This window comes from Bacillus sp. 179-C3.3 HS, from assembly GCF_047229225.1.
In the GTDB taxonomy this organism is placed as follows: Bacteria; Bacillota; Bacilli; order Bacillales; family Bacillaceae; genus Bacillus.
On sequence record NZ_JBFEFT010000001.1, the window covers coordinates 309,041 to 332,404 of the forward strand.

At 39.4% G+C, this 23,364-nt stretch carries 18 protein-coding genes; 10 read left to right on the forward strand and 8 right to left on the reverse strand.

The genetic code is table 11. From position 1 onward, the window contains the following. Positions 1-26 precede the first annotated feature (26 nt). The 6 genes from AB1K80_RS01585 to kduI form a co-directional block, all read right to left on the reverse strand. Complete coding sequence (locus tag AB1K80_RS01585) at positions 27-1,172, reverse strand: Ger(x)C family spore germination protein (protein WP_412854859.1); 1,146 nt, start codon at positions 1,170-1,172, stop codon at positions 27-29. Continuing rightward, a complete protein-coding gene (locus AB1K80_RS01590) occupies positions 1,169-2,269 on the reverse strand; it encodes a GerAB/ArcD/ProY family transporter (RefSeq protein ID WP_412854860.1) in 1,101 nt (366 codons plus the stop codon). Before AB1K80_RS01590 ends, AB1K80_RS01585 begins: the two co-directional genes overlap by 4 nt. 3 nt (positions 2,270-2,272) lie before the next feature. Continuing rightward, positions 2,273-3,739, reverse strand: coding sequence for a spore germination protein (locus tag AB1K80_RS01595; protein WP_412854861.1), 1,467 nt, complete (start codon positions 3,737-3,739; stop codon positions 2,273-2,275). Between the two features lie 210 nt (positions 3,740-3,949). Next, a complete protein-coding gene (locus AB1K80_RS01600) occupies positions 3,950-4,234 on the reverse strand; it encodes an LCI fold-containing protein (RefSeq protein ID WP_412854862.1) in 285 nt (94 codons plus the stop codon). Between the two features lie 278 nt (positions 4,235-4,512). After that, complete coding sequence (gene kduD / locus AB1K80_RS01605; protein WP_412854863.1) at positions 4,513-5,286, reverse strand: 2-dehydro-3-deoxy-D-gluconate 5-dehydrogenase KduD; 774 nt, start codon at positions 5,284-5,286, stop codon at positions 4,513-4,515. Positions 5,287-5,290: 4 nt separating this feature from the next. After that, positions 5,291-6,118, reverse strand: a complete 828-nt coding sequence (gene kduI, locus AB1K80_RS01610; protein WP_412854864.1) for a 5-dehydro-4-deoxy-D-glucuronate isomerase — start codon at positions 6,116-6,118, stop codon at positions 5,291-5,293. Positions 6,119-6,372: 254 nt separating this feature from the next. Here kduI and AB1K80_RS01615 point away from each other — a divergent pair, with 254 nt between their 5' ends. The 4 genes from AB1K80_RS01615 (at position 6,373) to AB1K80_RS01630 (ending at position 11,915) form a co-directional block, all read left to right on the forward strand. Next, the gene (locus AB1K80_RS01615; protein WP_412854865.1) at positions 6,373-7,383 is read left to right on the forward strand and encodes a LacI family DNA-binding transcriptional regulator; all 1,011 of its coding nucleotides are present in this window, start codon (positions 6,373-6,375) and stop codon (positions 7,381-7,383) included. Between the two features lie 85 nt (positions 7,384-7,468). Beyond that, a complete protein-coding gene (locus AB1K80_RS01620) occupies positions 7,469-8,485 on the forward strand; it encodes a sugar kinase (RefSeq protein ID WP_412854866.1) in 1,017 nt (338 codons plus the stop codon). Continuing rightward, entirely contained in the window at positions 8,457-9,062 is a 606-nt protein-coding gene (locus tag AB1K80_RS01625) for a bifunctional 4-hydroxy-2-oxoglutarate aldolase/2-dehydro-3-deoxy-phosphogluconate aldolase (protein ID WP_412854867.1), read from the forward strand. The genes AB1K80_RS01620 and AB1K80_RS01625 overlap by 29 nt, the downstream gene beginning before the upstream one ends. A 222-nt stretch (positions 9,063-9,284) precedes the next feature. Then, positions 9,285-11,915: an SPOR domain-containing protein gene (locus tag AB1K80_RS01630; protein WP_412854868.1), complete on the forward strand. Its 2,631-nt coding sequence runs from the start codon at positions 9,285-9,287 to the stop codon at positions 11,913-11,915. Positions 11,916-11,932: 17 nt separating this feature from the next. Here AB1K80_RS01630 and AB1K80_RS01635 read toward each other — a convergent pair whose 3' ends face one another. Both AB1K80_RS01635 and AB1K80_RS01640 read right to left on the reverse strand, forming a co-directional pair. Then, a complete protein-coding gene (locus AB1K80_RS01635) occupies positions 11,933-13,120 on the reverse strand; it encodes a CDP-glycerol glycerophosphotransferase family protein (protein ID WP_412854869.1) in 1,188 nt (395 codons plus the stop codon). Between the two features lie 11 nt (positions 13,121-13,131). Continuing rightward, a complete protein-coding gene (locus AB1K80_RS01640; RefSeq protein ID WP_412854870.1) occupies positions 13,132-13,902 on the reverse strand; it encodes a WecB/TagA/CpsF family glycosyltransferase in 771 nt (256 codons plus the stop codon). Positions 13,903-14,270: 368 nt separating this feature from the next. On the opposite strand from AB1K80_RS01640, the gene tagD reads away from it, so the two are divergent. The 6 genes from tagD (at position 14,271) to tagH (ending at position 23,272) form a co-directional block, all read left to right on the forward strand. Further along, positions 14,271-14,660 carry a glycerol-3-phosphate cytidylyltransferase gene (gene tagD, locus AB1K80_RS01645; RefSeq protein WP_008343212.1) on the forward strand — a complete coding sequence of 130 codons (390 nt, stop codon included), beginning with the start codon at positions 14,271-14,273 and terminating at the stop codon, positions 14,658-14,660. Positions 14,661-14,789: 129 nt separating this feature from the next. Then, on the forward strand, positions 14,790-16,799 hold the full coding sequence (locus AB1K80_RS01650; protein ID WP_412854871.1) for a glycosyltransferase: 2,010 nt from the start codon (positions 14,790-14,792) through the stop codon (positions 16,797-16,799). A gap of 72 nt (positions 16,800-16,871) precedes the next feature. Continuing rightward, positions 16,872-19,130 carry a CDP-glycerol glycerophosphotransferase family protein gene (locus tag AB1K80_RS01655; RefSeq protein ID WP_412854887.1) on the forward strand — a complete coding sequence of 753 codons (2,259 nt, stop codon included), beginning with the start codon at positions 16,872-16,874 and terminating at the stop codon, positions 19,128-19,130. Between the two features lie 223 nt (positions 19,131-19,353). Further along, complete coding sequence (locus tag AB1K80_RS01660) at positions 19,354-20,697, forward strand: glycosyltransferase family 2 protein (protein ID WP_412854888.1); 1,344 nt, start codon at positions 19,354-19,356, stop codon at positions 20,695-20,697. A gap of 126 nt (positions 20,698-20,823) precedes the next feature. Beyond that, positions 20,824-21,651 carry an ABC transporter permease gene (locus AB1K80_RS01665; RefSeq protein ID WP_412854872.1) on the forward strand — a complete coding sequence of 276 codons (828 nt, stop codon included), beginning with the start codon at positions 20,824-20,826 and terminating at the stop codon, positions 21,649-21,651. Between the two features lie 19 nt (positions 21,652-21,670). After that, complete coding sequence (gene tagH / locus AB1K80_RS01670) at positions 21,671-23,272, forward strand: teichoic acids export ABC transporter ATP-binding subunit TagH (protein ID WP_412854873.1); 1,602 nt, start codon at positions 21,671-21,673, stop codon at positions 23,270-23,272. The last annotated feature ends 92 nt before the right edge of the window (positions 23,273-23,364 follow it).

The following is a 23,364-nucleotide window of genomic DNA, read 5'->3' on the forward strand; positions in this document are numbered from 1 at the left end:
ATTCCCCGTTTTAGTCCTTTTGATTGTTACCATTTAAACAATTTTGATGCTCCTTCAGCCCCGAAGTTTAAAATAGTGACTTCAATATCGTAGTCGATGTCTGCTTCTTGAAACAGTTTGTCCCACTCGTCTCGATGTTTCTCCCAATAATCTGGGTACTTGATACGAACATGTCGGCTGAAATAAATGGGATCAACACCAATGTCCTTCTGAATGTGGGTCATGGTTTTATGAATGCGTTTTTTGATCGCTTTCTCAAACAGATGCTCAAAACGCTGAATGTACTTTTGGTCGTATGAGTTTTCTAGAGGGTATTGATCTTCCGATAGTTTTCCATTTGTTTTGATACGGACAGTAAAGGAAATCTTTCCGTCTTTTAGATGGGGTTCAACTTTAGAAGATGCTTTTTTAATTTCGTATGTTGTGTGAAACCCTTTATAGGTAGCTGGGACAACACCGCCTGAAATCTGATTCATGACCCAATTTAATGATTGGACATCATTTGCAGAGATAAACCCAATCAGTTTTCGCGATTTTCCATGAATGATTCCTGCCCCATCATAGATGAGTTCACCATTCATGGCATCGACACTTTGGACAAGAAAGCTAATGCCCATTTGAAAGTAATCAGACGCTCGGCCAATTCGTGTTGGACGCAAGATTTTCCCGTTAAAACGCCGGCTCTTTGATGTTTCAAATATATGCTCTACAGGAGTCTTTTGCTGTGCTTTTAAGCGTTGGTTGATCACTTCAGATGCCTCTTGACGGGATACGAGGAGGTAGCTGCTTCTCCGAACCTCATCATCTCGTATAAAATGATTGATCGTTCCTAGCATATCATGATGCTCTGCTTGCGCTTTGCCAAACAAGAAGATTTTAAGATGATCACTGTATACCGGAGAATCCTTTAAGGCAACATTACTGACAGCCTCTAGTACACTTTTCCCCTCTGATACCACATTCACATAACCGGGAGAATCAGCTTCTTGTGTACCGCTCGTTTTTGGAACAAGATTTTGATAGGTAAGCTTGACCCCTTGATCTTCTGATTCGTCAATGCCGACGCCGCGCACAAATGATAATTTTTCAATATCCTTTAGGTCCCAACAACCTGTTGAAAGAAGGAGAAAAATGCAGGACAGAGATATGAAACATAGACGCCACCGACTCATGCAGATCGACCTCCCCATTTTTTACGTATGATCATCAGTGCGGCGGTAAGCATTGGAATGGCAATGATGACAAACAAAGCGTAGCCGAGTAAAGTAGAGTAGTAAAACACCTCATTGATACTTCTTGGAAAAAGTGATAATACAGAGGTAATCAAGAATAATAGCCATAGCAGTCTCGTGATATTCGTCGTTTGAAAGACTGTGAAACAGCCTTTAATGGCAAATTGAAAAAAGCCGAGCATACAAATGAACTGCTGGCATGTCCAAATCGTCAGTAAAAAAATATCAAAGCGTTCAATGAAAACACCTTCGATTTCTAGCGCTTGAATGAGTGAAACAGTAGGCCAGGTGAGCGACTTCGTTTCTCCAACTGTCATAGAGCCAATCACGACAAAAAGCGTCAGAGAATAAACAAGAGTTGTAATACCAACTCCGATGGCAGCAGCCCATTTTGCCTTTTTCCACTTCTCTTTGTACATGAGCGGGACAATAAACAAAATGACTTCAAAGCCTGTAAATTGAATGAATGTTTTCGAAAAGAGTTTATTAAAATCTTCAAACCCATGTGCCATAACAGGACGTAAGTAATCGAAATCGAATATTTTGAGGCTAAACAACATCAACCCAATGTAAATGACCATCGTAATTGGATAAACATATGTCACCAGCTTCACCACGGGGAAGATGCCGCTTTTCAAATGATAAATCGCCACAAGTAAAAAAATCATGACAATGACCATCATTGGAGTCGATTGAAGCAAGAAAAACTGAACCACCTCGCCAAGTACACGTGCCTGAAACCCAACGATGCCTAATAAATAAGCAATGAGCACCAAATTCAAGAGCGTGCCGAAGAAGACACCAGCTCCTTTTTTATTTGAATCGAAGATCGTATCCGGCGCATTCTTCTCTGCAATCCATCCTAACAAAAAAGCAACGAAAGCAAAGAGGGCGCCCTGAACTAATATAATGATCCAACCATCCGGAGCCCCTGATTGGGCAGAACTGCGAGGAATCGTTAAGATGCCAGCGCCTATCATTGTAGAACTGCACAATATGGTGACTTGTAACAATGATAGCTTATCAGCTCTGTACATGGTTTACTCTCCTTGTCTTTTAATATTTGCAGTCCTCGCTGTTTTCGGTCTTGTTTTCAATAGTCCAACAGGTAATCGAACATACATATCTTTTAAATCCGAATATGGAGCAGACAAAACAGGTGTAAAATAATCAAAACCAAAGCTCTTTAATTGCATGAGATGACAAAGCACAAATAAATAACACATGATTAAACCATATAGCCCAAACATCGCAGAGCTGAAAATCGCCATAAAACGAAGAATACGTAGCGGGAAACTAAAATCATATGAAGGTGCTGTAAAATCCGCCAATGCCGTTAATGAAACAATAATGACCATTAAGGCACTGACGATATTTGCCTGTACAGCGGCCTGACCAATGATGACACCGCCAATGAGTCCAATCGTTTGCCCAATTGCTCTAGGAAGACGAAGTCCAGCTTCACGCAACAGTTCAATGGTAAAAGACATGAGAATTGCCTCGACTACAGGCGGAAAGGGGACATTTTGCCGACTTCCTGCAATTGTGAGCGCCATCTGAGTAGGTAACAAACCAGGGTGATAGGAAACAAGAGCGATATAGAGACCGGGTAAAAAAACTGTTAACAGCACGGAGATATATCGGAGTAATCGCAAAAGAGTCGCACTTGTCCATCTTTGATAATAATCCTCAGGCGATTGCATCAAGGCGGTTATGGTCATAGGAAGAATAAGGGCAAAAGGGGTGCCATCAAGCATAATAGCGACTTTTCCTTCAAGGACAGCGGCAATCACCCGATCTGGTCGCTCTGTGTTTTGAATCTGCGGGAAAATAGAGAGGTGGCTGTCCTCAATCAGTTGTTCAATATAGCCCGTTTCAGGGATATCATCCATCCTGATTTGTTTGACTCGTGAGACCACATCTTCCACGAGTGTTGGATCTGCGATATCTCGAACGTACACAAGTGCAGCAAATTTATGATTACGGGCACCGACATTGAGTTTTTGAATAACGAGATTGGGATCGTTTGCCCGCTCACGGAGCAAAGCCGTATTCTTTTCAAGATTCTCAATAAACCCAATGCGTGGTCCTCTCACAAGTACTTCAGATTGGGGCTCTTCTACTTCCCTAAATTGAAAAAGGTTCGTTTGAAAGGCAAGTGCTTGTGACGCTCCATCTACAAATAAAATAGCCTTGCCTTTGTATAACTGCTCGATGGCAAGGTTCATATCTTCTAGCACATCATTTTGTATGCCGAAGAACTGTTGAGAGAGAGCGCTCAGCGTGGTGTGCTGAACTTCGTTGATGTCCAGCTCTTTTTGCAGAGGTGAAATGATTTGTTTCGATAACATTTCAAATTCTGTGAGGCCTTCCACGTACACAAGACATGACGAGATAGCGGAAGGACCAAATGAAAAAGAATGGAACACGATGTCATCACTTTTCCCGACAAAGCTTTTGACGCGCTTGATGACAATCTCTACATCTTGTTCAATACGACTTTTCACAATGCCTCACCCTCGTGTCTTGTTTTCTATAGGTTGACTCGAATTGAGAAAAATTATGCAAACAGAAAAAAGAGAACTCCTTTAAAGGAATTCTCTTAGATTGTAGAAAAATTCATATCTCCACAATGTATGTATGACACATCAATATATTGATCAATTGTGCTCGCAAGATTTTTTTAGACTTGGGGGCTAAAAGCCCCCATCGTCGTCTTATCTACTTGCACTTTCATAAAATGCATAATTTCCAGATTTACCTTTAAGATAAAATGTAGTACCGAAGCGATCAAAACTATTTGCAAAAGAGCCATTATCTGAATACATACATAATCTATTACCCCCGCCTTTAAAAGGAGTTACAGAACAATCTACAATTGATGTAGCCTTCGTACGCAAATCCGCATCTGTTAAATCATTGGTCGCAAGAGCTTGTCCAGAAACAGGTAAAAGCAATCCTAAAGATAAAGCAACTCCAGTTATTGTTTTTCTCAATTTCATGTGAATCATCTCCATTCCCAAAATTTGTAATACAACTTTATTATAGAAGGGGAGCTCATTCAATAAAAGGGTCTAAAATACCATATTTGTTATAAAAAGGAATTTAAATGATTCAAATTTCATGTTTTGACTTTAAATCGGTTATGGGTTGAGTTTGAACGTAAAACTCGTATTGTCTTGGAAATAAAATGATACAAAAGAGTCAGAAGTATTTTCTCTCAAACACATCTTTTTCGAATAAAAAAGAGAACTCCCTTACAGGAATCCTCTCAATATACTTATCGTGCAAGCCACCCGCCATCAACGGCTAATATGTGACCATTCATATAGTCTGAAGCAGGTGAACTAAGGAAGATGGCTGCACCCGCCAAGTCCTCCGGTTTTCCCCATCGTCCGGCAGGAATTCGTTTGAGAATTTCTTCATTCCGGTTGGCATCGTCACGAATGGCTTGTGTGTTGTTTGTTGCAATATAACCAGGAGCAATTGCATTCACCTGCACATGATGGTTCGCCCATTCATTGGCAAAGGCTTTGGTCAGTCCAGCGACAGCATGCTTACTTGCTGTATAAGCAGGGACAAAGACCCCACCTTGGAAAGATAAGAGGGAGGCAATATTGACGATCTTTCCGTGCCCTTTTTGCAGCATCTGCTGTCCTACCTTTTGTGTCAGGAAAAAGAGGCTGTTCATATTCACATTGATGACTTGATGCCAATGCTCTTCAGCATAATGAGCGGCTTGCTCTCTTTTAATCGTGCCAGCATTATTGATTAATATATCAATGGAATGCGTGTCTAAAATGGCATCAACATCCTTTTGGGCAGAAGATGGATCAGCAAAATCAATTTGATACGCATGAAATGATCTGCCTGCCTGTTCCACAAGAGATTTGGTTTCTTCAAGTGGTGTGTGATGGTACGTGCCGATGATATGAGCGCCAGAACGTGCAAGGGCCACTGCAATCGCTTGGCCGATGCCAGTTCCAGGACCTGTGACAAGTGCTGTTTTTCCTTCAAGTGAAAAGAGGGACGATACATATGATGTTGTTGTCATTCGGCTACCTCAACTGGTCCATTGGGACAAAATCCATATCCTTGAATGTATAATTTTCGCCAGCCATCGCCCAAATAAAGGAATAATTTGCTGTGCCTGAGCCAGAATGAATGGACCAAGCTGGTGAAATGACAGCTTCCTCATTTGCGACAACAAGATGTCTCGTTTCTGACGGCTCTCCCATAAAGTGAAAGACGCGTGCATCTTCATCCACATCAAGATATAAATACACTTCCATGCGCCGATCATGTATGTGGGCAGGCATTGTATTCCATGTATTATTCGTTTCAAGCTGTGTGATCCCCATCATTAATTGGCAGCTTTGAATACCATCTGCATGGATCACTTGATACAAGTTTCGTACATTTGATGCGGATGCTTCACCTAAATGATTCGGAGTTAACTCAGCGATGGCTGCCTTTTGAGTAGGATATGCCCGATGAGCGTTTGCTGATACGAGATAGAACTTGGCCTGCTGATCTGCTGAACTAGCAAATTGTACATCTTTATGTCCAAGTCCAATATATAAGAAGTCTTTATGCTCTAACACAAAAGACTCTCCGTCTACGGTTACGGTGCCTTGCTCTCCGACATTGACAATCCCAATTTCCCGTCTTTCAAGGAAATAATCTGTGCGTAAAAAGTCACCAGCATCCAGCTTGATTGGTTCTGTTTTCGGCATCGCCCCGCCAATGACTACACGATCCTCATGCGAATAGTATAGTTTCAACTCACCACTCACGAATAACGTAGGAATATGAAAATGACGACGAAGCTCTTCTGTCGTAAAGCGTTTGACCTGCTCAGGATGTACAGCATAACGATTTTCCATTCTGATAGCCTCCCTTTTCAACTAAACATCATTTGATTTATTTTGGTATCGGTTTCAAGGAAAATATTAGAGGAAAAAGGGAGTGGCGTCAACCTCCTTTTTGAAATCGTTTTCTTTTTTGTTAATAAAGAAGGGGGATTGGCATTTCTTCCAAAAAAACCTTCTTGTTTTAAAAAAGTTGTGGTATGATTTTTTTGAAATGATTTGAAATCGGTTTCGAAACAAATGAGACGTGAAACATGGGAGTTATCTGAATGAAAGAGAAAAAGCAAACAAAAGTGACAATTAACGAAGTCGCCGCTTATGCCGGTGTCTCTAAATCGACAGTTTCCCGGTATATCAATGGCAAAACGAATGAAATTTCTCCGGAAAAAGTAAAAAAAATTAAGAAGGCAATTGATGAGCTTCATTATCGTCCGAGTCAGTTAGCGCAAGGGCTCAAAGTGAGAAAAAGCAAGGTCATTGGTTTTATTGTTGCTGACATAACGAATCCATTTTCTGTGGCTACGCTTCGCGGGGTTGAGGAAATCTGTGATCAATACGGGTATAGCATTATGGTCTGTAACACAGATAATCGTCCGGAGAAGGAACGAGAAATGCTCTTAAAGCTGAATGCCCATTATATTGAGGGGCTGATCATCAATACAACGGGTCAAAACAATGACATTTTGCAAGATTTCAAGAAAAGCGGTATTCCTATTGTGCTTGTTGATCGTAAATTGCCAGAACTTAAAGTCGACACAGTGACAACGAATAACCGTGATATTACCATCCGTCTTCTTCAACAAATGGATGAGAAAGGCTATGAACAAATTGCTTTTTTCTCTGAACCGGTGGAAGGAATTAGCCCACGAGAAGAGCGGAAAGATGCATATGTGCAGACTGTATTAAGTAAAAATAAGAAGCCGATCGTTGTAGAAATTGATCTGAAACAAAAGGAACAAATGCGAGAGGAAGTTCGCCACTTTTTACAAACAGTCAACCAGAAAAAAGCGATCTTAGCAGGAAATGGCTTACTGATGCTCAAATTGATCAGTGAACTGGTGGAGCTAGGGATTAGCATTCCAGAGGAAATAGGCATTGCGGGGTTTGATGATACAGAGTGGTATAAACTGATTGGTCCAGGCATCACAACGGTGGCACAACCGTCTCATGACATGGGGAAAGCAGCGATGCAAAAAATTAAAATGCGTCTTGAAGGGGATGAGAGTGCGCCTCAAACCATTCAACTGGACGGAGAAATCATCGTCAGAAAATCATTATAAAGATTGGACAGAGGAGTATACAGATGTGCGTACTTCTCTCTTTTTGAAATCATTTGAAACCGGTACTGAGGAAGGGGAGAAATGAGTGAAAGCGTTGGATGCAGTAACATTTGGAGAGTCGATGGCCATGTTTTACGCAAAGGAAGTGGGAGAGCTTCATCAAGTGAATACATTTCAAAAAGCGCTTGCTGGTGCAGAAAGTAATGTAGCAGTCGGTTTGGCGAGGTTAGGGTTTGATGTTGGCTGGATGAGTAAAGTTGGGGCAGACTCACTTGGCACATACATTCTAGAGGAGCTTCAACAAGAAGGTGTCAACACAGAGGCAGTGCTCCGGTCAAATGATGGGGCAAAGACAGGGATATTGCTCAAATCAAAAGTGCTCGATGGAGATCCGGATGTCACTTATTATCGCAAGGGATCTGCAGCAAGTACGATGAACCCAAGCGACTTCCCTTTCAGTTATTTCAAGCGAGCAGGTCATCTGCATATGACAGGAATTCCTCCTGCACTTTCTAATGAAATGAGAGCGTTTTCTCTTCATGCCCTACAAGTGATGAAAGATTCAGGGAAAACCATTTCATTTGATCCGAATCTAAGAATTCAGTTATGGGAAGAGGAGGAAGACATGATTCATACAGTGAACCAGCTTGCTTCTCAAGTGGATTGGTTTTTCCCAGGGCTTGCAGAAGGAAAGCAGCTCACCGGTCTTCAACACCCTGAAGAAATTGCGGATGTGTATCTACAAAAAGGTGTCAAGCTAGTCGTGGTGAAGCTCGGGGCAGGAGGCGCCTATTATAAAAGTGCAGCCGGTCAAGGGGTAGTGGAAGGGTTTCAAGTCGACCACGTCGTTGATACGGTCGGAGCTGGTGATGGATTTGCAGTTGGCGTCATTAGTGCGCTACTAGACGGCTTATCATTTGAAGAAGCTGTCGCAAGGGGGAATGCCATTGGGGCGCTTGCCGTGATGTCTCCAGGAGACAAGGATGGACTCCCGACGAGAGAGGAGCTTCAAGCATTTTTACAAAAAGCGAAGCGTGATCAAAGACGGGTGCACGTGGAGGGGGATGAGATAAATGGGGAAATCAGAACGATCGATCGTTAAAGAGCAATTGGCGGCATGCAAACTCATTGCAGTGGTTAGAGCTGATAGTGAAATGGAAGCCATTGAGATGATTCACCGTTTACAGAAAAAAGGGATTCGCGCCATTGAAGTGACCTACACCACACCGAATGCTGAACGCATTATCGCCTCTTTCCGGCAAGATCGCGAATTGATTGTAGGGGCAGGTACGATTACAACGTTAGAACAGGCGCAATCAGCCATGGATGCAGGGGCTAAATTTATTGTAAGCCCTGGGTACCTTCCGATGATCGGTGAGCACGTCTCGTTTCACGATATTCTCTATGTACCCGGTGTGCTGACACCAAGTGAAATCATGCTGGCAAAAGCAAACGGTTATTGCTTATTAAAGCTCTTTCCTAGCGGCTCCTTCGGCTTATCCTACATGAAAAATTTGCGAGGACCGTTTCCAGAGGTTGAATTTATTCCGACAGGCGGTATTCATCCCGTCGATGTCCCGAAATGGTTGAAGGCTGGTGCAATAGCTGTAGGTGTTGGCAGCCAGTTAGAAAGCAGTACAGAGGAAGAGTTGAAAGCTGTCCTTTCCTCCCCTATATGATATGGAACAAACACAACCGGCCCAATAGTCGGTTGTGTTTGTTTATGTAAAAGAGATCAGTTTTCCTCTCATTGTGGGTGATGATCACCGTTTCGCTATGACAATAGAATGAACTTTTCCTCCTCTATATAACGATTGCATAAATGACTTGAAAGACCTTTGGATTTGGTCGATAAAGAGATTAGTAGAACAATATGCTAAGTTAAGAGAGGGAAAAGTAACGTGAAAAAATCCATCAAGATGGTGTTACTCACAGCTGCCTTTGGGATGACATTACACACAGGCAAAGATGTGCAAGCAGCCTCCTATGTCGATCAATCTATTTATACGATTAACACCTCAAAGGTATTTACAACAGAATCAGAAGTGAAAAAAGCAATTGATACATTGAAAAAAGATAAAAAATGGACAGCGACTTATCAAACGTCAGGCAATACGTCGACTTATCAGCTCACTGCCTCAGGGTATGACTCGCAATCCGCTGCCAACACAAGTGTAGCCGCGTTGAAAAAAGAGCTGGGAATAAACGGTACCGTCTCACCAGTTGGTAACCGCCTGCCTTTACAAAAGGTTGTGTCTGATCCAATCAAAGATGAACAGCAGGCTCAAAAGCTCTCATCGGATCTAACAAAAGCATCAGGACTCAAAAGCACGTATGAAGTCATCAATCAAGATCAGCCTTCCTATCAGGTGATTTCAAGCGCCATTGATTCAGAAACGAAAGTCAAAGAGATTCAAACAGAACTTCAAAAACAGGCCGGAGTCACCAGTACATACCAAACAGAAGGAACAGCTGACACTTTATATCAGCTTGTATCAGGCGGTATTGTGGGACAAAGTAAGGCGAGTACAATCTTACAAGGATTCCAAAAGCAATCTGGATTAAATGCAACACTTCGAATGATAAAAGCCGGTCAACCATATTACACCGTCACAACTGCTGCTTTGGCTAATCAGTCAAAAGCAAAAACACTTCTGACGCAACTGCAAAAGGAAGCGAAATTGAGCGGTAAGATTCAGAAGGCTGGTACTGTTAAGAATGTGTATCGCTTAGAATCAGGCTATTTTAAAAACAGCAAAGAAGCCACATCAGCTGCGTCGCAAATAAAGAAACAAACTGGCGTAGCAGGTGCTGTGCAGCGCGTAGGGAAAACCAAACATTATATCGTGAAGTTCAATCAATTAAACGATTCAGCTCACGCAAAAACAGTCGCTTTTTTCAAGAAAAAGAAATGGCGCTATACATCTAAAAAAATCTCTTCTGCCCAGCCATATCAAGTAGTAACTGGAGCACTTTTGGGAGATGTGCAAGCGAAAAAAGCGACGACTTTCTTCCAGAAGAAAAAGGTGTCTGCGACAACAAAGAAAACAGGGAAAATAGCTGATAGCACCTATCAAGTGTTTGTCAATCAGGCAACCGATCAAGTGAAAATCAATCAAGGTGTTGCTTACTTAAAGACGCAAAACATCACAAGTACCATCACGACAAGAAAAGGGCAACCGACTAGTCAAACGTATCGTCTTACAACATCACCTGTATTTGACCTTAACAAAGTAAAACAGGTACAAGACATTTTGAAAATAAAAGGCGTCGCCAGCAGTTCTAAAACACTTGCAGGGACGGCCAAGCAATATCGGGTGACAACGGAAGCAACCGTCAACCAAACGAAAGCGAATCAAGCACTTAACTATTTGACGAAACAACATACGAAGGCAGTCGCTCAAAAGACAGGTGCGACTGATTACGGACAGTATCAAATCAAAACAGGTTCCATTGCGACCACTGCCCTACGAGATCAAGGCATCGCATTTTTCAAAAAGCGGAACGAAGCAGTCGTTTCAACCACGACAACAAAACCGGGATACAAAATCATCATTACGCAGAACTTTACAGGTCTACCAGCAGCGAATGAAGCCATTGCTTTTGTGAAAAATCAATATGGCTGGACCGCGACATCAACGAAAATCAAAAATGGCCCGATGGTGATGCAAACGAAGTATAACTTAACAGTGAATGAAATGGTGACCAAACAAATGAGGGTGTCACCGCAGACAGATGGAGCGGCTTATGTGTATGCGGCATACGTCAATGAAGCGACATCAACAGTGAATACGGACGGTTTAAATGTACGTTCTACACCAAATTCAAGTTCGGCAAGCAACATTGTGGCAATACTCAATAAAGGAGCAAAAGTGAAACAGCTTGGGAAGGAAGGGGACTGGATCAAGATCAATCTTGGCTGGAGAAATGCAAGTGCAGCAGAGGTGATAAAGTATGTGGATCCGGTGAATATCGTCGAGGGAACCCAGTCCTATTTTCAGTTTCTAAAACTCTCTGAAGCTGCGAATCTGAATCCGGCAGAAGTCAATTCAAAGATTCTCGCTGGAAAAGGCATACTTGCTGGACAAGGACAAGCGTTTATCACAGCGGCAAAAACGTATCGGATCAATGAAATCTATCTTATTTCACATGCGTTACTTGAAACGGGTAACGGACGGTCGATTTTAGCGAACGGTACAAAATTTAACGATAAGATTGTTTACAATATGTATGGCATTGGCGCATATGATAGCAATCCAAACTATTTTGGCGCAAAATATGCATATGAACAGAAGTGGTTTACGCCAGAAGCTGCGATTATTGGCGGGGCAAAATTCATTGGGACTAGCTATATCCACCACGCGACATATAAACAAGATACGTTGTACAAAATGCGCTGGTCTGCTACAGCCAGTCATCAATATGCCACTGATATCGGGTGGGCTTCCAAGCAAGTCAATCGGATGTACAGCCTCTATAGTTTACTTGATAACTATACGTTGTATTATGATATCCCAGTATATAATAAATAAAAAAACGTCCGTGCTTCTTATTGAGAAGCCGGACGTTTTTTGTTTAAGAGCTGCTGTTCAATAAATGATAACAGCTGTTCACTGGATTGTCCTTTTGAATATTGATTCCAATCCTCTGCAAAGGTCCTTAACTTGTCCTGATTCATCGATTCGTTTAAACAGAAAAGCTCCTCTAAAAGCATCTCCCTGCTTACACAAGCCTTTCCGGGAATCATGGTTTCGTAGTGATCCACTAAGCCCCGTTTTTGACGATAAGTTTCTAAATCATATGTGAAGAATAGGACGGGCTTTTGAAGCAATGCATATTCAAACACAATAGAAGAGTAATCTGTAATCAGTACATCACAGGCATGGAGTAAAGGATAGAGCGGTTGATCAGACACATTAAATATCCACTCATCATCTGCTTCGGTATTGGCTAGATGTTTCACCGCCGGATGCAGTTTCACGAGCAAAATGTAGTCACCGCCTAGCTCTGTTTGCAACTGTTCTTTTGAAAAAGGAAGAACAAGGCGATCCATTGCAAAATCACGGTAGGTCGGGGCGTAAAGCAGCACCTTTTTTCCTTTTGGTAGATCGTTCGTCACAATGTCAGGTGGATGTTGATCATAGTAAACATCCGTAAACGGTACACCAGTAGGTAGAAAACGTTCGTCCGTCACGCCAAAAGATTTTTTGAACATCTCACTCATTTGTTCCGATCCGGTGACGATATAATCGAATGACGCATAGACCCGTTTGAAACGCTTGATATCGCGTGGACTCCGGTTAGCGTTTGATGCATCTTCAAGGCCGAATTTCTTCAAAGCGCCATTTGCATGCCAAACTTGAATACAAGTGGTATCAGCACGGTGTCTCAATACGCTCGTCATGAGAAAATAGTTGTCGGTTACGACGACTTTACTCTTATGCAGTGTATAAATACATCTGATGAGATGGATGGGATTTTTTTCATTAAAATAGCGAAATGACAGATGAGGATCGTCCTTCTTCAATGTAGAAGCGTGCTTTGTGTAAAGAACGGTCAGTTTCATCGTCATATTCGCTTGTTGCTGATAGGAATGAATGAGAGCAGCTGCATTTTCTTGAAATGAAACAAGCAGCGTCACTTGGTTTTCACGTGGTTTCACGCCGCTTGTTAGCCATCCAATGAAAGAGACGAATGCCGCATAACATGAGATAATCATCGAATGTATATTCATCATATGTCAGTCTTTCACAGCTGCTTTGTCTGATCCTTTACTTGCTCAGGATAGTAACGTTTCTTTTCTTTGTTTTCTTTCAATACGGCAAAGGCGTATTTTGGGATATTCAGCATCCGTTTCCATCTCCATGGATTGACAATCAATCGATACAGCCATTCTGTATTTGTGTTAATCATCCAACGTGGTGCACGCTTTACCATTCCGCTGAATACATCAAAGCTTCCACCTAAACCGATACAGACAGCCTGAGGAAATAAATGGCGGTGCTCATAAATGAAGTTTTCCTGATGAGGATAACCTAAAGCAACGAATACCATATCTGCTTTTGACCGCGCGATTTGTTTCGCCACAAATCGTTTATCCGCTTGATAGCCGTCACAACTACCCGCAATGACCACATTTGGATATTCTGTATCAATTCGCTGCTTAACTGCTTCAAGCACGTCTTTTTTCGCGCCATATAAAAAGATTCTTTTAGATTGATTGTTTGCAAGATCCAGCATAGACATAAAGACATCAAAGCCTGCAATTCTAGACTTTAGAGGACTTTGTGTTATGCGTGACATGAGTACGACACCTACACCATCTGGCAATACATAATCCGCTGAAGAGACGACTTGATGGTACGAAGCATCCTTCATGACCGCATAGCCAATCTCTGGGTTCACTGTCGCAATCATAGCGCCTCTTCGTTGTGACAGATGATGCTGGTTGAGATAGCTCATAAATTCATCTAAATCGCCGTTCACATACGAAAGGTTAGAAACAACTTCTGTTTGCATGACTTTGACCTCCTTCTCCATTTTTTATCTATAAACGTCCATTGTAAATTCATTTTTCGTCTACTGATCATTTTATCACAGTTCGCCTATGAAAGATTAACAATAACTTTACAAACCTTTGAATTTCGTGACAATTTAATAAAATGATTTGACAGATATCAAGTGAAACATTGATTTTTCGGGGTTTTCCTCCAATGCCCAATAAACTGGAAATAGTTTGTCTTTACATCTGCTTAACGTTTAATGGGCGCTGTGATATAATGAGGTTCCGAAGAGCGAAAAAACTTGATCGATGATATAGGATGACAGATAAACTTTACTGCACAAAGGCAGACGAATAAGGACGAAAGAAAGGAGTTAAGTTTGAAATGAAGAAAGTTATTACTTACGGAACATTTGATTTATTACACTGGGGGCACATTAAGCTACTGGAGCGCGCAAAGCAGCTTGGAGATTATTTGGTTGTGGCGATCTCTACAGACGAGTTTAACTTACAAAAATCAAAAAAGGCTTATCATAGCTACGAGCATAGAAAGCTGATTTTAGAGACCATTCGTTATGTAGATGAAGTCATTCCGGAAAACAGCTGGGATCAAAAAGTCCGTGACGTACAAGAGCATGACATTGATGTATTTGTCATGGGAGATGACTGGGAAGGTAAATTTGATTTCTTAAAAGAGCATTGTGAAGTCGTGTATTTGAAGAGAACAGAAGGTATCTCTACTACACAAATTAAGGAAGAAATTGCGGGACTATAATAGATTGAAAAAAAGTACTTCTTAACATTTGGTGAGAAGTACTTTTTCATGTTAACATAACCTTTTAAAATTTATTTAAAAACCGAAGCATTAGTTATTAAAATGGACACCACTGAAAGGTTGAATGTTTTGATACAACATTGGTTAAACAAACTTAGAAGAAAGACACATAACAATAATCACAGTCAAACGAAGCCGCAACTACAACTTCCGGAAATGGAGTATTACTTTATTACCGGGAAAATTAAAGAAAAATATGGTGGTTTGACGAAGTCTTTATTACTACGTGCGAAACTATTTGGATTAAAGAATATTCCAACTCACTTTTTGACTTTTTCATATGATCCTGAATTCTCTCGGAAAGTGAAAGGTATCATCGACAAGCAAATCGTCAATCCTGACATGACCCAGATCAAAAATATGTATATAGACTTTCTTATACCAAATCGTAAACCAGCAGAGCAGTATCAGACATCGTTTCAAGCTGACAATATCAATGAAGTGGTATTTAACCATGAAGATCCATCTGTACGACTCATGAGGAATGAACAAACAAATCAAATCGAGACGATTGAGTTCTTTCATCAAAATGAACAAATGGAGAAGCGTGAGGAATATAATACACAAGGGCAGTTGCATAAAGTGTCTTTTTTCTCTCTAGAAACAGGCGAAGTGTATGAAGAGATATTCATTGATCAGCACACGCATGTGTATATGAAAAAAGCATATGAATATCTTGAAGAAACGTCTAAAAACAAATTAAAAGAACTCGTATGGTATGCACAGGAAGGAATCAAAACCTTTAAAAGTGAAAAGGCATTAAGACAAGAGTGGCTGATGAATATTCAGCATCAAAATGATCGGAAAAAGCTCTTCTTAGTTGATAGCCGGAAGCAGGATAAGTATGTGTTTCAAATGAAAAAAAGAAGCTCATCTTACTACGCAGCCATCATTCACAGTAAACACTACGAAACAGAAAAGACAACATTACGTTCTGATTACAAGGAGTTATTTAGCCAAATCAGAAAACAAAAAATAGATGCCGTCTTCTTTATCACTGAAGAGCAACAAAGAGATGTCGCAAAACAATTCGGTCATCAAAATATATTCTATTTAACGCCACATACATTAGATCGTGCGTCACATCAAGTGCAAGATCATTATGTTCATGACCCAAATAAGGTCCTCATGATGGCGAGGTTAACGAAAATTAAGAATGTGATCGATGCCATCCGTTCTTTTCAATTTGTCGTAAAAGAAGTACCAAATGCGAGGCTTGAAATCTTTGGCTCCGGTCCCCAAGAAAAAAAGTTAAAACAGGAAATTGAACAATTAAACTTAGAAAAGAATGTCTTTTTGAAAGGATTCACTCAAGATCCGGATGCAGAGTTTAGAACAGCTAGAATGTCTATCTCTACTTCTGTTTTTGAAGGATGTCCATTGTCTATCATGGAATCAGTTGTTAACAAATGCCCTGTCATTACTTATAATTACGATTATGGTGCTAGCACGCTTGTGAAAAATGATTTTAATGGCTTTGTCGTAGAGCAGTATGAAGTGGAGCAGCTAGCTCATAAAATCATTGAATTACTAAAAAGCGACGAACAGTATCGAACCTTTTCGGAAAATTGCCAGGAGATTGCCGAAGAGTATTCAATCGCGAACTATTATGAAAATTGGACAACGGCACTTCACAACATGATAGACATGCGTGAAAAAAGAGATCGAATACAACAGATGATGAAATCCACTCATTTCAAATTGGTAGACATGAGTAGTGAGCATCATGTACTTTCATTGAAATTACAGATGGAAGGCGTAATTCAAAAGCAGGAAAAGGTTATATTAGAGCTTGTCGGATATGATCGAGATAATTATGCAGAGCTATTTTCTAAAAGGATCAAGAATCTAGAAGTATCCTTCCCAATTGGACATGCATTTATAGAGGCAGCATTAAAGCGAAACAAAACAAAATATGTTGATTTCTACGTGAGAATGAGAGACGAAGAATGCAATGAAACCATTCAGCGTTTGCCAGTTGCCGAACATTTATACAATGAAAAAGGCGTGTCAAAGATTGATGGTGTTTCTTACAAGACAGTGAAAGGGAATTATTCTTGGAAAACGAACGAAAAATAGAAACCTTTGATGAAACTAGATCGTGTATGAGTATGAGTGAAGATTTCAATGAACAGAGGAGATAAATGATTGATGATTGAAGAGACCGTTCAGAAGAAGAGTGTTGTTGAAAGTTTAAGGAACCATGATCAACAATTGGAAATCGTGTTGAGAATAGATGATGAAAGACCACTAGAAGATCGCATATTTTACTTGCAGATGCGGGAAAGAGTGTCAAAGCAGGAAGTGTATCTGCCGCTTGAACATCTAGATGAAAATCGTTTTAAAACGGTTCTGCATGAAGGTTCTTTTTCGAATAAAATGGAACAAGGCCAGACGTATAATTTATATGTGACGGACTTTTCTGAAATGACTGACCAGAATGAGAGTGAAGATGAAACGGAAGACTCCTCATATGATTCTGATGGAGAAGACGAAGAGATTGAATTAGGAGAAGAAGAAGAGCAGGTCATAGATGAAGACGAAACGGCTTATTATAAGTGTCGTCTGAAGCTAGACATTGAAACGCCTGAACTCAGCTTCATAGAAAATAAAGACACTTTGCTACTTGCGGTTCCATATCGTACAGACAAAGGGAATATCTCTATTAAAGTGAAGCGAGAAATGAAGATCACGAAAATAAAGCACATCTCACTCGATAAGAACAACACCCTTAGTATCGATGGGTATTGTGGTGTGATAAGTGCTGAACACGCGTATCGAATGAAAAACGCGCAATTGTTAGTGAAAATGAATAGTGAGCCCGTAATTGAGCACCGTTTCTCCGTAAACCTGGAGCCAAAACATGAGATAGATCGTGTTAGAACAGACGGGGTAAAGCCAGAGGTATATCCCTTTAAAGTAGAGGTTCCTTTGGACTCGTTAACGTATTCAACTGATAAGCGATACATCTATAGAATGTATGTTGAATTCATCTGTGAAGTGAATGGAGTAGAAGAGACCTTAACGACACCGTCTCTTGTATTAGGAGATCGATCCAAACAATTAAAGGGTCTTGTCCAAATTCAACAGAAGAATGAAATTCCTTTTAGATATGAAGTATATCGAAATAAAAAAAGACAAACGCTTGGCATCCGAATGAATGATTACACAATGAAAACCCGAGCCAAGTATTACGTCAAAGGCAAGTGGAAGAAATTTAAAAAACAGGTCGGCAAAATCAAAAAAGTCCGTAACCGTCTTGTGACAAGGACATTCCAAACGACCTTTAAGCTGGCAAGTAAACTGTCTGTGAAAAAGAAAACCGTTGTGTTTGAAAGCTTTAATGGAAAACAATTTAGTTGTAATCCACGTGGTATTTATGAGTATATGAAGGAAAATCACCCAGACTATACATTGATCTGGAGTGTCAAAAAAGGGCATGAAGCACCATTAAAAGAAAGAGATATCTATTATATCAATCGCCTATCTTTAAAATGGATTTTTGCCATGGCAAGAGCGGAATATTGGGTAGTGAATAGCCGTTTACCGCTTTGGGTTCCGAAGCCAGACCATACAACATACTTGCAAACATGGCATGGTACGCCTTTAAAACGACTGGCGATGGACATGGATGAAGTGCATATGCCTGGAACCAACACGAAAAAATACAAAAAGAATTTCACAAAAGAAGCATCAAATTGGGATTACCTCATCTCACCAAATGCATACTCGACTGAAATCTTTACACGTGCGTTTCAATTCGAAAAAACCATGATTGAATCAGGGTACCCAAGAAATGATTTCCTTCACAATGGAAACAATGAAGAGACAATGAAAGCACTCAAACAAAAGATGAACCTGCCACTTGATAAAAAATTGATCTTGTATGCACCAACCTGGAGAGATGATCAATTTTATAAAAAAGGACAATACAAGTTTGATCTAGATTTAGATCTTCATGAACTAAGAGCGTCTATCGGCGATGAATACATCATTATTCTTCGCATGCACTACTTAGTCGCTGAAAACTTTGACTTAGGTCCGTATGAAGGCTTTGCCTATGACTTCTCTCACTATGAAGACATCAGAGACCTTTACATGATTTCAGATCTACTGATCACAGATTACTCATCTGTATTCTTTGATTACGCAAACCTCAAACGTCCGATGCTGTTCTATGTACCAGACATTGAGACATATCGCGACAAGCTAAGAGGCTTCTACTTCGATTTTGAGCAAGAAGCACCAGGACCTCTTGTGAAAGATACAGCAAGCGTTATTGACTGGGTAAGAGAAACAGAACAGCCAAACTTTACATTACCAGCTTCATTCGCACCGTTTTATGATAAGTTCTGCTATTTAGAGAGCGGCGAGTCATCGAAGCGAGTGGTGGAAGTGGTGTTTGAATAATATCAAACAAAGAGTATTATCGCGATAATCCTTTTATCACGGTAATACTTTTTCATTTTATGTATAATTTATGATCTTTATTGGAAATGTAGAGTGAAAGTATTATAAAACTAAAAAGAAACCGACTTAACTTAAATATGAGAGCATGCTATAATTTATAAAAATTGTTAATAAAATTTTATGATAATGAAAAGTGAGGTTGCGTATGCTCTTTTCTATAGTGATGCCAGTCTATAATGCAGGCACTTATTTGAATGAAGCGATTGATAGTATACTAGGACAATCTCTAAATTTCGAAGAAAATGTTGAGATTATATTAATAGATAATAACAGCGATGATAATTCATTAGAAATCTGTAATTATTATATGAAAAAGTACCCAAAAAATATTAAAGTTAGACATATTGACAAGCCTAACGTAAGCATTGCTAGAAATGTTGGGATTAAAGAATGTTCTAAATCATCTTCTTTCATAGGATTTATTGACTCAGATGATAAAATTTCAAAGAGCACACTTAGAGAAGTTTATAGGTTTTTTGAAAGTAACTTGAAGGTGAATATATCTGTATTGCCTATATATTATTTCGATTCAAGAAAAGGATCACATAGTCTGAATTATCGGTTTGAAGAGAAGACAAATGTAGTGAATATTTTTGAAAAATTTAATTTTGTACATTATCACATCGGTGGAGTTTTTTTTCGCAGATGTATTTTAGACGATAAAAATTTTGGTTTTAATCCAAACCTCAGCTTTTGGGAAGACGCCTTATTAATAAATCAAATATTAATTCAGGAAAAAGAATATGGATTAGTTCATGAAGGTAAATACTTTTATCGGAAAAGAAAAAGTAATAATTCCTTAGTAGATATTACGTGGTATAAGAAAGATAGATATACGAACTTATTACAAGAAGGATATTTAAAATTAATAAAAATCTCAATAGATGAATTCGGCTATGTAATTGATTACATTCAATATCTAATTATTTATCATATGAAGCTTTACTTTTTTAAAAAATATAATTCTATTATATACGAGGTTTTAGATGATTTGGAGAGAAAAGAATTTTTCGAGAAATTATGCGAAGTTTTACAATATATTGATGAAAAAATTATTTTTGAACAAAACTTCAAATTGTATATTAAAGAGTATTTAATCACTTTAAAAAGAAAAGGTGTTCATTTCGATAAAATAATAAAATTGGGTGAAGTTACAGAAGAAAAAGTAATTATCGTTAAATGGAAATTAAAAAGAGGTTTTTTTGAAATTTTCGGAATTTTAAGCGGTGAACATTATTCTATGAATGATAATGATCATATTTGCATAATCTCGAGAAATAAGAACTTAAAAGTTGTATATGAGGAAGATTTAAAAGACTTGAAAATTTGGGATAAGGTAGTTAGAAAAAGGCACAATTCCTTAATTAAAGCTAAAATCCCTCTTCATGCCATGAAATTTTCTTTTGTACTAGCTTCGAACGGAAAAAGTATTTATATGAATGAAGTGAATTTAATTACAAAGTTATTAGATAAGATTTTAGGCAGAATAATCTTCTTAAAAAAATAATCCGAATTGTATTAAACTTTTAACTGTAAGAGGGAGATCAGTGAAATATTCCTCAACATCTGTTACAATAATGAGCGGTGCTTTTAAAAAAGTAAGCCCAAAAACTTATATCTAAGGAAGATTAGAATGAATGCAATGTTGACGATCTTGAAGGAGCAAATCAGCTCGTTTCCGCTGATTATGCGACTTGCTGTTTATGAAACGAAATCAAAATATCAGATGAATTATTTAGGTGTTTTATGGCAGTTTTTAAATCCATTGATTCAAATGTTGGCTTACTGGTTTGTTTTTGGTTTGGGAATTCGCGGAGGACAACCAATTGTCATAGGCGACATTGAGGTTCCATTTATCATATGGATGCTTGCCGGATTAATTCCGTGGTTTTTTATCAGTCCGACGATTCTTGATGGATCAAACAGTGTGTTTAAACGCATAAATATGGTATCAAAAATGAATTTCCCGATTAGTGCATTGCCCTCTGTAGTGATTATGTCTAATTTATTTAGCTACTTTGTTATGATGGGTGTCTATTTGATTGTGTTGATATCTTATGGCTTATACCCTGACGCGCATTGGTTACAATATATCTACTATTTTATATGTATGATTGCGTTTATGTTTTCATTTAGTTTGTTTAATTCAACGATTAGTGTACTTGTGAGAGACTATCACTTCCTTTTGCAATCAGTGACACGTTTACTGTTCTTCTTGTTGCCGATTTTCTGGAATATATCAGAGAAACTCACTGGGGACAAGGCGTGGATCGGAGATATTTTAAGATTAAATCCTCTTTTCTACATTATTGATGGATTCAGAAACAGTTTGTTAAAGGGAGAATGGTTCTTCCAAGATGTGAAATATACGCTTTATTTTTGGCTGATTACCCTTCTACTCTTAACAGTCGGTTCGTTGCTTCATATGAAATTTAGGAATAAATTTGTTGATTTTCTTTAAAAGGTAAGGAGATTATACGATGAAACTAAAAGTTTCGTTTCGAAATGTATCCAAGCAATACGTCCTATATAAAAAACAGTCGGATAAAGTCAAAGGACTGTTTTTTCCTAATAAAAATGAAAAAGGCTTCTTTGCTGTTCGTAACGTTTCCTTTGATGTTTATGAAGGCGAGACGATTGGTTTTGTCGGGATCAACGGGTCTGGAAAATCAACGATGTCAAACCTTCTTGCGAAAATCATTCCCCCGACTAGTGGTGAGATTGAAATGGACGGTCAGCCTTCGTTAATTGCCATTGCGGCAGGGCTGAACAATCAGTTGAGCGGGAAAGACAACGTTCGATTAAAGTGCTTAATGATGGGTCTGACGAACAAGGAAATCGATGATCTTTATGAAAAAATTGTGGAATTTGCGGATATTGGTGATTTCATCGATCAGCCGGTAAAAAGCTATTCTAGTGGAATGAAATCCCGATTAGGCTTTGCCATTTCGGCGCATATTGATCCAGATATCTTGATTATTGATGAAGCGTTATCTGTCGGTGATCAAACGTTCTATCAAAAGTGTGTCGATCGCATTACAGAATTTAAAAAGCAAGGAAAGACCATCTTCTTTGTCAGTCACTCCATTAGCCAAATTCAAAAAATCTGTGATCGGGTCGCTTGGATGCATTATGGCGAGTTGCGTATGTTTGATGAAACAAAAAAGGTAGTAAAAGAGTACAAAGAGTTTGTTGAATGGTTTAACAAGCTTTCTAAGAAAGAGAAAAAAGAATATCAACGGAAGCATAAGGAAGGCCGAAAAGGTGTCCAAAAGACCGAAAAACTCACGCGGTATGAAGATAGCGGGAAAAGACGCACATTTTTTGGACCAGCGTTTCAAGTAGCGGTTTTAACAGTCTTGACCATCTTACTTGCGCTGTCAATGTTTTCGGATCACCTGCTTCGTACACTCGCAACATTTGGTGCCATTTCACCAAATAAAATAGAGACACCCGAGCAAGCAACGAATTCTCAGACGAAAGGTGCCTCTGATCTAAAGAAAATTGACAGACGAGCGATTGTTGTAGTGGATTCAATAACTGCTTTTCAAGATCAAGACATGAAAAAGGCAACTGCTACTCTATCTTTTGGACAAGAAGTTCAAGCGATGGCTGAAAATAAAAAAACCGTTCAAATCAAAATCGCCTCGGACACGTATTATGTGAAGCCTGATGGCCTGCAAAATGCTGATGAACTGAAGTCGTTATCGATTGGAGTAGATCAGTTCAGTTCTTATGTATCACCTGCATCAGCATCTTCCTATCAGTATTTACTCTCTTTCCTTGGAAAAGAGGAATCTGTACTCGAGCAAAGAATGCCAACACTGATCTCTGTAAAAAGCGATCAAGGAGACACTGTTCAACGATTGACTACAGAAAAAACGGATTATGTCATTCGAGATGGTCGTGCGGATACCATTGTGTTCCATGAGTTGATGACAATATCCCCTTCTACACTTGGGTTATCTGATCAGAATGTCATGATGAACGAGAAACAGACGAAATTCGTGATAAAGGGCGAAAACAATCTATATGTCGTTGATAATGAACAGCACACGCTGTCAGTATCCATGATTCAATAAAAAGCTGCCGAGGCTTAGACTGACATAGCAGAATGAGACACAAATAAAACACCCTTATTAGGCTGACATGCTACCAAATGTTTTTGGTGCGT